Origin of the sequence: Mycobacterium sp. E3198, assembly GCF_001667015.1 — a bacterium.
Classification (GTDB): Bacteria; Actinomycetota; Actinomycetes; order Mycobacteriales; family Mycobacteriaceae; genus Mycobacterium.
Map to the genome: position 1 here is coordinate 1 of NZ_LZIS01000157.1, position 10,668 is coordinate 10,668.

A 10,668-nucleotide genomic window follows, 5' to 3' on the forward strand; every position below is an offset into this window, starting at 1 on the left:
CTGCTGGGCAGCGAGATGAACTACGTCGTCCAGGTCGTCAGCCCCGAGGACGAGGACCGCGAGCTGCTGGAATCCGACGCCCGGCCAGGCCCCGCAACCGGGCATGCCGGGTCCGCGTCCCGGCCCGATGCCGAAGCCGGGGGTCCGCACCCCGCGCGTCGGCAACAACCCGTTCTCGTCGGCGCAGCCCGTCGACCGGCCCATCCCGCGTCCGCCGGCGCCCCGCCCCGGGGCGCCACGGCCCGGTGGGCCGCGCCCGGGCGCTTCGCCCGGCACGACGGCCGCCACCCCGCCGGCGGCGGGCTTGGCGGGCGCGGGCGCGGAGGGTGCCGCTTCGCCGTTCCCGGCGGGCTTGCTGATCGCCTTGTCGAGGGCTTTGTCCAGCGACTTGTCCGGACCCTTGGCGGCCTTGGCGGGCGCCGGCTTGCCGCCCCCGAAGGACTCGCGCAGCCGGCGAGCGACCGGCGCCTCTACCGTCGACGATGCGGATTTGACGAATTCGCCCTGTTCATTCAGCCGGGCGAGGACTTCCTTGCTGGTGACACCGAGTTCCTTAGCCAACTCGTGTACGCGGGCCTTACCTGCCACTACATCTCCTGTCTATGAGGCGACAGCAGTGGGCCGCGCCTCGGGTTTAGCTATGACGCATTGTCATCGGGACTTCACGGTGTGCTCATGTTCTTTGCTGCCTCTTCTGTTGCCGGGCGAGTCGTGCACTCAACGTGCTCGACCACCGCGGATGTGTCCAGTGGACCGGTGATGCGCAACGCTTTGGTGAAAGCCCGCCGCCGAATCGCCTGTTGCACGCACTGTGGCACGGGATGCAGCCATGCACCCCGCCCCGGCAGGCTACTCCTGTCGTCAACGATCGCGGCGTATTCGCCGTTCCCCGTCGACACAGCCACCACTCGAAGCAGTTCGGCGGCCAGCTCTCGCTTTCGGCACCCCACACACGTCCGCACCGGACCATCAGTGCTTCTGTGCGCCAAGACCGAAGGCTCGCGCTGGATCACGAGCTAGTCTAGCGTCCCTTGGCCGGAGGTCAGAACCGCCCGAAGCCGCGCCTAGCGGTCGTGCGCCACCGGGTGGGCGGCGCCGTGTTCGGCCTGGCTCTCGGCGTGCCCCGGGGAATCCCCGCGGATGTCGATGCGCCACCCGGTGAGCCGCGCGGCAAGCCGGGCGTTCTGGCCCTCCTTGCCGATGGCCAGCGACAGCTGAAAGTCGGGTACCACCACGCGGGCCGCCCGGCCGGTCTGGTCGATGACCGACACGGAGACCACCTTGGCCGGCGACAGCGCGTTGGCGACGAAGCGGGCCGGGTCCTCGTCGTAGTCGATGATGTCGATCTTCTCCCCGGACAGCTCGCTCATCACGTTGCGGACCCGCTGTCCCATCGGGCCGATGCAGGCGCCCTTGGCGTTCAGCCCGGGAACGTTCGAGCGCACCGCGATCTTGGAGCGGTGGCCGGCCTCGCGGGCCACCGCCACGATCTCCACCGATCCGTCGGCGATCTCGGGGACTTCCAGCGAGAACAGCTTGCGCACCAGGTTGGGGTGGGTGCGCGACAGCGTGATCAGCGGCTCGCGGGCCCCGCGCGTCACGCCGACGACGTAGCAGCGGATCCGGTTGCCGTGCTCGTAGCTTTCGCCGGGGACCTGCTCGGCGGCCGGGATGACGCCCTCGGACGCCTTGGTCTCGGTGCCCATCCGCACCACGACCAGCCCGCGGGCGTTGGCGCGGCTGTCGCGCTGGATGACGCCCGCGACGATCTCGCCCTCCCGGGTGGAGAACTCGCCGTAGGTCCGCTCGTTCTCGGCGTCCCGGAATCGCTGCAGCATGACCTGGCGCGCGGTCGTGGCGGCGATGCGCCCGAAACCCTCGGGGGTGTCATCCCACTCGCTGATGACGTTGCCGTCCTCGTCGGTCTCGCAGGCGATCACGCGCACGACGCCGGTCTTGCGGTCGATCTCGATGCGCGCGTCCATCTGGTGGCCCTGGGTGTGCCGGTACGCGGTCAGCAGCGCGGACTTGATGGTCTCGAGCAGCTCGTTGACCGAGATGCCCCGGTCCACCTCGATCGCGTGCAGCGCGCCCATGTCGATGTTCATGCTCCGGCCTCCGTTCCATCGGGCCGACCCCTGACCGCCCCAGCCAGCTCCAGCTCCGCGGGAGCCGGGGGCGAAAACTCAACTTGCACAACAGCTTTGACGATCTCGGCGAACGGGATGTCGCGCACGGTCCAGTCCCTGCCCGCGCGGAGGACCAGGGCGACCGCGTCGTCGCGGGTCTCGCCGAGGCGGCCGGTCAGCCGCGATCCGTCCGACAACGCGAGCTCGACCTTGCGGCCGCGGGCGCGGCGGAAGTGCTTCGGGCTGGTCAGGGGGCGATCCACACCGGGCGAACTCACCTCGAGCACATAGCGCTCCGCGGTGTTGTCCAGGCCGTCCAGCAAAGCGGAGGCCGAACGCGACAGGGTGGCTACCGTGTCGAGGTCCAGGGGGTCGTCGCCGTCGGCGATCACGGTGATCCGGGGCGGCCGCGCCCGGGTGTCGATGACCACGTCTTCGATTTCGTAACCGGCGCGCGCGAACTCACCGTCGAGTAGCTCGATCACCTGCGTCTGCGAAGGTAGCCCGGTGGTCACGGCGAGCTCCTCATCTTGAGTTGTCCGGTCATTCCTCGGATGTCACCACCCGGGTGGCTTCGGGCGGCTTCCGGTCTTCAGTCAGCTATCCACGATACGCCAGGAATCGCCGATGACGCCGTGATCGCCGCAGGGCCGACGTCCCCGGACCTGCCCTGCGGCATGACCGGGCCCGCCGATGGCAGGATGTTGTCGTGCCTAGCGCAGTACCCGTCACCAACAGGCGGGGCGTGCTCGCCGGTGCCGCGGCCCTTGCTGCGTTCGGGGTGGTCGCAGCCGCCTGCGGCGAGTCCCCGCCCAAGCCGCCCGCCGTCGAGAACCTGCTGGGGCCGCTGGACCAGGCCCGCAAGGACAGCGCGCTCGCCGGTGCCGCCGCCGCGGCCGTCGGCGTCGCGCCTCAGATCGCGGCCGCGCTGACCGTGGTCGCCTCCCAACGCGCCGCGCATGCCCGCGCCCTGTCCACGGAGATCGCGCGGGCCGCCGGCAAGCTCACGTCCTCCTCGAGCGAGACGACCCCGCCGAGCACCGGCTCCAGTCAGGCCGAGCCGGGCCCGCCACCGCCCCCGCCGCCGGTGTCCGACGTGATCGACTCGCTGCGCGCGTCGGCCGAGAGCGCCGGGCGCCTGGTGACCACCGAGTCGGGCTACCGGTCGGGGCTGCTGGCGTCGATCGCCGCGTCGTGCACGGCCTCCTACCAGGTGGCGCTGGTGCCCGGGGGCCCGTCGATATGACGGTCGCCTCGATATGACGTCCGGGAAAGACGCCGACAACGCCGCGCTATGCGACGCGCTGGCCGTCGAACACTCGACGATCTACGGCTACGGCATCGTGTCCGCGCTGACGCCCCCCAGCGTCAACGGCATGGTGGTGGAGGCCCTGCTCCAGCACCGGCAGCGCCGCGACGACACCATCGCGATGCTGGCGGCGCGCAAGGTCAACGCGCCGGTCGCCGCCCCCGGCTATCAGTTGCCGATGGTGGTGGGCAGCGCGGCGGACGCGGCGCGGCTGGCGGCGCGGATGGAGAACGACGGCGCGACGGCGTGGCGCGCCGTCATCGAGCACGCCGAGACCGCCGATGACCGGGCGTTCGCCTCGACGGCCCTGACCCAGAGCGCGGTGATGGCCGCACGGTGGAACCGGGTGCTGGGCGCCTGGCCCATCACGACGGGCTTCCCGGGCGGCAACGAGTAGCGCTCTAGCCGTTGACCGCCGCCGCGAGGTCCGTGGCCAGCGACGCCCCGGCGGAGAGCTCGCGGGTCTGCCCGCCGAAGCGGTCGCGCAGTTCGACCACGCCGTCGGCCCAGCCGCGCCCCACGACGACGATCCACGGGACGCCCAGCAGCTCGGCGTCCTTGAACTTCACCCCGGGCGAGGCCTGCCGGTCGTCGAGCAGCACCTCGACGCCCAACCGGTCCAGGTCGGCGGCCAGCGCGGTCGCCCCGGCGCGGGCCTCGGCGTCCTTGTTGGCGATCACCAGGTGCACTTCGAACGGCGCGACGGCCGAGGGCCAGCGCAGGCCGAGCTCGTCATGGTGCTGCTCGGCGATGACGGCCACCATCCGCGACACCCCGAGCCCGTAGGAGCCCATGGTCAGCCGCACCGGCTTGCCGTCCTCGCCGAGGACGTCGACGGTGAAGGCGTCGGTGTACTTTCGGCCGAGTGAGAAGATGTGGCCGATCTCGATGCCGCGGGCCGACACCAGCGGGCCGGCGCCGTCCGGGGAGGGGTCGCCGTCGCGCACCTCGGCGGCCTCGATGGTGCCGTCGGCCGTGAAATCCCGGCCGGCAACCAGCCCGACGACGTGCCGGCCGGGCTCGTCGGCCCCGGTGATCCAGCTGGTGCCGTCGACCACCCGAGGGTCGACGAGGTAGCGGACACCGTTCTCGCGCAAGGCTTTCGGACCGATATAACCCTTCACCAGGAACGGATGCCTGGCGAAGTCGGCGTCATCGAGCAGCGCGTAGTCGGCCGGCTCCAGCGCCGCACCCAGCCTCTTGTCGTCGACCTCGCGGTCGCCGGGCACCCCGATGGCCAGCAGCTCCCACTCCCCGCCGGGCCGGCGGACCTTGAGCAGGACGTTCTTCAGCGTGTCGGCCGCGGTGACGGTGCGGCCAAGACCAGCCCCGTCGGCCGTGTTCGCCCATTCCACCAGGGTGGCGATCGTCGGGGTGTCGCCGGTGTCGTGGACCACCGCCTCGGGCTGCCCGTCGATGGGCAGCGCCTCCGGGCGCGCGGTGATGACCGCCTCGACGTTGGCCGCGTACCCGGACTCCAGGCAGCGCACGAAGGTGTCCTCGCCCACCTCGCTTTCGGCCAGGAATTCCTCGGACGCGCTGCCGCCCATCGCGCCCGACACCGCGGACACGATGACGTAGCGCACTCGCAGCCGGGAGAAGATGCGCTGATAGGCCTCCCGGTGCGCGTGATAGGCGGCCTTGAGCCCGGCGTCGTCGATGTCGAACGAGTAGGAGTCCTTCATCAGGAACTCCCGGACGCGCAGGATGCCGGCCCGCGGCCGCGCCTCGTCGCGGTACTTGTTCTGGATTTGGAACAGCAGCAGCGGAAAGTCCTTGTACGAGCTGTATTCGCCCTTGACGGTCAGCGCGAAGAGCTCCTCGTGGGTGGGGCCCAGCAGGTAGTCGCTGCCGCGGCGGTCCTGCAGCCGAAACACCCCGTCGCCGTACTCGGTCCACCGGTTGGTGGCTTCGTAGGGGGCGCGCGGCAGCAGGGCCGGGAACAGGATCTCCTGCCCACCGATCGCGGTCATCTCGTCGCGCACGATCCGCTCGATCTTGCGCAGCACCCGCAAGCCCAGGGGCAGCCAGCTGTACAGCCCGGGTGCGATGGGCCGGACGTACCCGGCCCGAATGAGCAGTTTGTGGCTGGGCACTTCGGCGTCGGCGGGGTCGTCGCGCAGGGTGCGCAGGAACAGCTCGGACATCCGGGTGATCACAGCGGGCCAGCCTAATGGCGGGCGGTCGCCGGCCGAAAATCGCTGGGTATTACCGGCCGGGAGCTACAGCTCGCCGGCGTCGATCGCGTCTTTGACCTCTTGCGCGTGGGCCACCTGCTCGGGGGTGTAGCCGATCAGCAGCGCCGCGGCACCGACGATGACGGCCACGCCGGCCACCCACAGCAGGCCGTAGGTGTAGCCGTGGTCCAGCGCGCGCAGTTGCGCGTCGTTCATGAACTTCACCGGGCCGGTGGTGCCGCCCAGGTACAGCGTGCGCGACGTGATCACGGCCTGGATGACGGCCAGCACCAGCGGCCCGCCCAGGCTCTGCAGCATCAGCGCGATGGCCGACACCGGGCCGATCTGGTCGAAACCGACACCTGCGATCGCCGACAGGGTCAATGGCACCACGCAGATGCCGATCCCGATCCCGCCGACGACGATCGGCGCCACCAGGTTCGGGAAGTAGGGCACGCCGCGGTGCATCAAAAACGAGCCGTAGATCATCGCCCAGAACAGCAGCAGCCCGCCGCCGATGGTCAGCACCCGCGGCGAGAACCGCGACACCAGCTGGGACGACACGCCCAGGCCGATCCCCATCGCGATGACGAACGGGATGAAGCCGACCCCGGCGCGCAGCGCGCTGTAGCCGAGGATGTCCTGCACGTACAGGCCGATGCACACGGTCAGGCTGAACATCAGCCCGCCGGCCAAAAAGATCGCGGCGAACGTCACCAGCCGGTTGCGGTCGCGGAACAGGCCGAACGGGACCACGGGGTTCTCGGCGGTGCGCTCGACGATGACGAAGGCCAGCGCGGCGGCCATCGCCACCGCGGCCGAGCCGATGGTGGTGAGCGAGATCCAGCCCTTTTCCGGGCCCATCGAGAAGGCGAACACCGCGGCGGTGCAGGCCAGCGTGGCCAGCAGGGCGCCGGTGGCGTCGAGCTTCATCCGCTCCCTGTTGGTTTCCCGCAGGGCGGTGCGGGCCAGGTAGATCATCACCAGCCCGATCGGCACGTTGACCAAAAACGCCAGCCGCCAAGAGAATTCGGTCAGCGCCCCGCCGACCACCAGGCCCATCACCGAGCCGACGGCGGTCATCGCGGCGAACACCGCCGTCGCGGCGTTGCGCGCCGGCCCCTTCGGGAAGGTGGTCGCCACCAACGCCAGGCCGGTGGGCGACGCGATGGCCGACCCGATGCCCTGCAGCAGCCGGGCGATGACCATGGTCGCCTCGTCCCAGGCGACCGCGCACAGCACGGAGGAGATGGTGAACAGCGCGACGCCGACGATGAACGTGCGCTTGCGCCCGATGGTGTCGCCGAGGCGCCCGCCGAGCAGCATCAGCCCGCCAAAGGTCAGCACGTACGCGGTGATGACCCAGCTCCGGCCGGCGTCGGACAGGCTCAAGTCGTTCTGGATCCTAGGAAGCGCGACGATCGCGACCGTGCTGTCCATGGTCGCCAGCAACTGCATGCCACCGATCGCGATCACGGCCGCGATGAAGCGCCAGGACGGCAGCCACGCGGGGTAATACCTGCTGATCCGTGAGGAGGCGGCCTCCGCCGGCGGCGTTGCGCGCACCGGGGCCGGACGATCGGGGCGTACGGATGCCAAGTTCTGGACCGCGCGCTCTGAGTCGTTGAGAGCCGTCATAATGGGTTACCTTACAGTAATCTTAAGATCCTTTTAAACGCCGAACGCCGCGACGGCCCCGATCACGATGATCGCGGGAGGTCGAATCCCCTCCGCGCGAACCTTCTCCGGCGTGTCGGCGAGGGTGGCCCGCAACGTGTGCTGAGCTGCCGTTGTTCCGTGCTGGACGACCAGGACCGGCGTATTCGCAGGTCGGCCGCCATCCAACAGCACGTCGACGAAAAGCTCGATGCGTTCGACCGCCATCAGCAAAACGATGGTCCCCCTCATCGCGGCCAGCGCATCCCAATTTACTAACGATTCGGGGTGGCCCGGCGCCACATGCCCGCTGACCACCACGAATTCGTGATTTATCGCCCGATGCGTGACCGGGACGCCCGCCAGAGCGGGCACGCCTATGGCACTTGTCACACCCGGCACCACCGTCACCGGGATGCCGGCCTCGGCGCACGCCAGCACCTCCTCATAGCCGCGCGCAAACACGAAGGGGTCGCCGCCCTTGAGGCGCACCACGAAGCTCCCGGACCGGGCCCGCTCGATCATGATGTCGTTGATCGCGTCCTGGGCCATGGCCCGCCCGTACGGAATCTTGGCCGCGTCGATGACCTCCACGTGCGGGGGCAGCTCGGCGAGCAGCTCGGGCGGCGCGAGCCGGTCGGCGACCACGACGTCGGCCTGGGCGAGCAGGCGGCGGCCGCGCACGGTGATCAGCTCGGGGTCACCGGGGCCGCCGCCGACCAGCGCCACCCCGCCGCGCACCACGTCGGAGCTCTCGGCCGTGATGACACCTTGCTGCAACGCCTCGCGGATGGCCGAGCGGATCGCCGCGGACCGCCGGTGCTCGCCCCCGGCCAGCACCCCCACCGACAGGCCGGCGTAGCTGAAAGTCGCCGGGGTCACCGCGGTTCCCTCGACGGCGATGTCGGCCCGGACGCAAAAGGTCTGGCGGCGTTCGGCCTCGGCGACGACGGCCGCGTTCACTTGCGCGTCGTCGGTGGCGGCGATGGCATACCAGGCCCCGTCCAGGTCGCCGTCGCGGTATTCGCGCACGGACAGGGTGATTCCCTCCATCGCCTCGACGGCCGGGGTGGCGGACCGGGAGATGACGTGCACGTCCGCGCCGCTGGCGATCAGCAGCGGCAATCGGCGCTGAGCGACGGTCCCCCCGCCGACCACGACGACCTTCTTGCCGGCCAGCCGCAATCCGGCCAGGTAGGCGTTCTCGGTCACCGGGCAAGCCTAGTGGCGATCGCCAGCGCGGCGGAGCCGGCGCTGGGGGCACCCCCGCGAAGCTGGGGGACGGGTCGACACCGTTGTCCTAGTTGTTGGCCCGTGAGCGCCCTCGCGCCGTCGCGGCGTGGGCGACGAAGCGCGCCACCGCCCCCGGCGTCGCGGCCGGGTGGGTGTGCAGGTACGACGCGTGGACGCCGGCGTGCACGGCGCCGTCCCGAACGGGATTCACGTCACCGCCCCGATACACCCACGCCGGCGGGTAGGTCTCGGCGAAAGCGACCGCGGTGCGGTGGAATTCGTGCCCGACCACGCGCTGGCCAGTCGCGTAGAGCGGCGAATCGGCCACCGCGACGGCGTCGCGATAGGCCAGCGTGAGGTGCGGGGTGAACCACGCCGCGCCGGCGAGCACCCCGCACATCGGGTGGCCGTCGAGTTCGGAGGCCAGGTAGATCAGCCCGGCGCATTCGGCGTGCACGGGCGCGCCGGCGGCGGCCAGTTCGCTGATCTGTGTCCGCACAACGTGATTGGCGGAGAGCTCCGCCGTGAACTGTTCGGGGAAGCCGCCGGGCAGCAGCACGGCGTCGGTGCCGTCGGGCAGCGCGTCGGCGAGCGGGTCGAACTCGGCCACGTCGGCGCCGGCGGCTCGCAGCAGTTCCGCGTGCTCGGCGTAGCCGAAGCTGAAGGCCTTGCCGCCGGCCATGGCGACGGTGACGCGCGCGCCCGACGCCCCGCCCACCGCCGCGGCGGGGTCCCACGGCCGGTCGGCGGTCCCGCACCGGGCGGCCGCCACCACGGCGGGCAGGTCGACGTGGCGCGCGACGAGCGCGGTCATCGCCTCGACCGCGTCCCGGGCGCGCCGCCCGTGCTCCACGGCCGTGATGAGCCCGAGATACCTTGTCGGCAGCTCCAATTCGGCGGTGCGGGGGATGGCGCCCAGCACCGGGACGCCGGCCTGTTCGCAGGCCTGCCGCAGCACCCGCTCGTGCCGGGCCGACCCGACCCGGTTCAGAACGACGCCGCACACCCGGGTCGCGGCGTCGAACGTCGAAAAGCCGTGCAGCAGCGCGGCAATGCTGTGGCTCTGGCCGCGCGCGTCGACCACCAGGATCACCGGGGCGCCCAGCAGGCCGGCGACGTGCGCGGTGGAACCGGTCGCGGGGGCGGTCGATCCGATCCGCCCGTCGAACAGCCCCATCACGCCCTCGATCACGGCGATGTCCGCGCCGCCGGTGCCGTGGGCATAGAGCGGGCCGATGAGCCCCTCCCCCACCAACACCGGGTCGAGGTTTCGGCCGGGCCGCCCGGCGGCCAGGCCGTGGTAGCCGGGGTCGATGAAGTCGGGGCCGACCTTGAACGGCGCGACGCGGTGGCCCGCCGCGCGCAGCGCGCCGATCAATCCCGTTGCGACGGTGGTCTTTCCGCTGCCCGACGCGGGTGCGGCGATGACGACCGCGGGAACGCCGGTCACGGCCCCACCCATCCCCGCGAGCGTGCGTGTCTGCACGGCGACACGCCGCGTAGCGTGTCATTCTGCGCACCCTCGCGGGGGGAGGCGGGGACGCTCACCACTCGATGCCCTTCTGTCCCTTGCGTCCGGCGTCCATCGGGTGCTTGATCTTGGTCATCTCGGTGACCAGGTCGGCGGCCCCGACCAGCCGCGGCGGGGCGTCGCGCCCGGTGATCACCACGTGCTGCTGGCCGGGCCGGGCCAGCAGCGCGTCCACCACCTCGTCGACGTCGACCCAGCCCCACTTCAGCGGGTAGGTGAACTCGTCCAGCACGTAGAAGTCGTGGCGCTGCGCGGCCAGCCGGCGCGCGATCTCGGCCCAGCCGTCGGCCGCCGCCGCGGCGTGATCGACGTCGCTGCCGGCCTTGCGGCTCCACGACCAGCCCGCACCCATCTTGTGCCACTCGACCTCTCCGCCGATCCCGTCCCGGTCGTGCAGATCGCCGAGCCGGGCGAACACCGCCTCCTCGCCCACCTTCCACTTCGCGCTCTTGACGAACTGGAAGACGGCCACCCGCAGGCCGGCGTTCCACGCCCGCAACGCCATTCCGAACGCCGCCGTCGACTTGCCCTTGCCCGGGCCCGTGTGCACCGCCAGCACGGGCGTGTTGCGCCGCGCGCGGGTGGTCAGGCCGTCATCGGGCACTTCGAGCGGTTGTCCTTGCGGCATCGATG

11 protein-coding genes are annotated in these 10,668 nt (G+C 71.2%); 2 read left to right on the forward strand and 9 right to left on the reverse strand.

The genetic code is table 11. The annotated features are described in order from the left end of the window. The 4 genes from A5673_RS30645 to rimP all read right to left on the reverse strand — a co-directional run. The coding region (locus tag A5673_RS30645) for a translation initiation factor IF-2 N-terminal domain-containing protein (RefSeq protein WP_369806494.1) at positions 1 to 588 on the reverse strand (588 nt) is incomplete at its 3' end. 74 nt (positions 589 to 662) lie between these two features. Then, a complete protein-coding gene (locus A5673_RS28530) occupies positions 663 to 1,013 on the reverse strand; it encodes a YlxR family protein (RefSeq protein WP_197518408.1) in 351 nt (116 codons plus the stop codon). 51 nt (positions 1,014 to 1,064) lie between these two features. After that, a complete protein-coding gene (nusA, locus tag A5673_RS17275; protein WP_068234847.1) occupies positions 1,065 to 2,108 on the reverse strand; it encodes a transcription termination factor NusA in 1,044 nt (347 codons plus the stop codon). Further along, positions 2,105 to 2,644 carry a ribosome maturation factor RimP gene (rimP, locus tag A5673_RS17280; RefSeq protein ID WP_068234849.1) on the reverse strand — a complete coding sequence of 180 codons (540 nt, stop codon included), beginning with the start codon at positions 2,642 to 2,644 and terminating at the stop codon, positions 2,105 to 2,107. Before rimP ends, nusA begins: the two co-directional genes overlap by 4 nt. Positions 2,645 to 2,838: 194 nt before the next feature. Between rimP and A5673_RS17285 the strand changes: the two genes are divergently transcribed. Together A5673_RS17285 and A5673_RS17290 are read left to right on the forward strand one after the other, a co-directional pair. Beyond that, positions 2,839 to 3,375 carry a hypothetical protein gene (locus tag A5673_RS17285; RefSeq protein WP_068234851.1) on the forward strand — a complete coding sequence of 179 codons (537 nt, stop codon included), beginning with the start codon at positions 2,839 to 2,841 and terminating at the stop codon, positions 3,373 to 3,375. Between the two features lie 13 nt (positions 3,376 to 3,388). Next, positions 3,389 to 3,835: a ferritin-like domain-containing protein gene (locus A5673_RS17290; RefSeq protein ID WP_068234853.1), complete on the forward strand. Its 447-nt coding sequence runs from the start codon at positions 3,389 to 3,391 to the stop codon at positions 3,833 to 3,835. A 4-nt stretch (positions 3,836 to 3,839) separates the two neighbouring features. On the opposite strand, the gene A5673_RS17295 is transcribed toward A5673_RS17290, so the two are convergent. The 5 genes from A5673_RS17295 to cobO form a co-directional block, all read right to left on the reverse strand. Then, complete coding sequence (locus tag A5673_RS17295) at positions 3,840 to 5,597, reverse strand: proline--tRNA ligase (protein ID WP_068234855.1); 1,758 nt, start codon at positions 5,595 to 5,597, stop codon at positions 3,840 to 3,842. Between the two features lie 63 nt (positions 5,598 to 5,660). After that, on the reverse strand, positions 5,661 to 7,253 hold the full coding sequence (locus A5673_RS17300; protein ID WP_068234857.1) for an MFS transporter: 1,593 nt from the start codon (positions 7,251 to 7,253) through the stop codon (positions 5,661 to 5,663). 33 nt (positions 7,254 to 7,286) lie between these two features. Then, entirely contained in the window at positions 7,287 to 8,483 is a 1,197-nt protein-coding gene (gene cobA / locus A5673_RS17305; RefSeq protein ID WP_068234859.1) for a uroporphyrinogen-III C-methyltransferase, read from the reverse strand. 88 nt (positions 8,484 to 8,571) lie between these two features. Beyond that, positions 8,572 to 9,966 (reverse strand): cobyrinate a,c-diamide synthase, encoded by a 1,395-nt coding sequence (locus tag A5673_RS17310; RefSeq protein ID WP_068234860.1) that lies wholly within the window; start codon positions 9,964 to 9,966, stop codon positions 8,572 to 8,574. 82 nt (positions 9,967 to 10,048) lie between these two features. Beyond that, a complete protein-coding gene (gene cobO / locus A5673_RS17315) occupies positions 10,049 to 10,663 on the reverse strand; it encodes a cob(I)yrinic acid a,c-diamide adenosyltransferase (RefSeq protein WP_068234862.1) in 615 nt (204 codons plus the stop codon). Positions 10,664 to 10,668 lie beyond the last annotated feature (5 nt).

What these genes read in the sequence shown, in the direction of transcription:
- nusA (WP_068234847.1), bottom strand. Translation starts at nt 2,108, where the DNA reads ATGAACATCGACATGGGCGCGCTGCACGCGATCGAGGTGGACCGGGGC.
- A5673_RS17290 (WP_068234853.1), top strand. Translation starts at nt 3,389, where the DNA reads ATGACGTCCGGGAAAGACGCCGACAACGCCGCGCTATGCGACGCGCTG.
- A5673_RS17300 (WP_068234857.1), bottom strand. Translation starts at nt 7,253, where the DNA reads ATGACGGCTCTCAACGACTCAGAGCGCGCGGTCCAGAACTTGGCATCC.
- A5673_RS17310 (WP_068234860.1), bottom strand. Translation starts at nt 9,966, where the DNA reads ATGGGTGGGGCCGTGACCGGCGTTCCCGCGGTCGTCATCGCCGCACCC.
- cobO (WP_068234862.1), bottom strand. Translation starts at nt 10,663, where the DNA reads ATGCCGCAAGGACAACCGCTCGAAGTGCCCGATGACGGCCTGACCACC.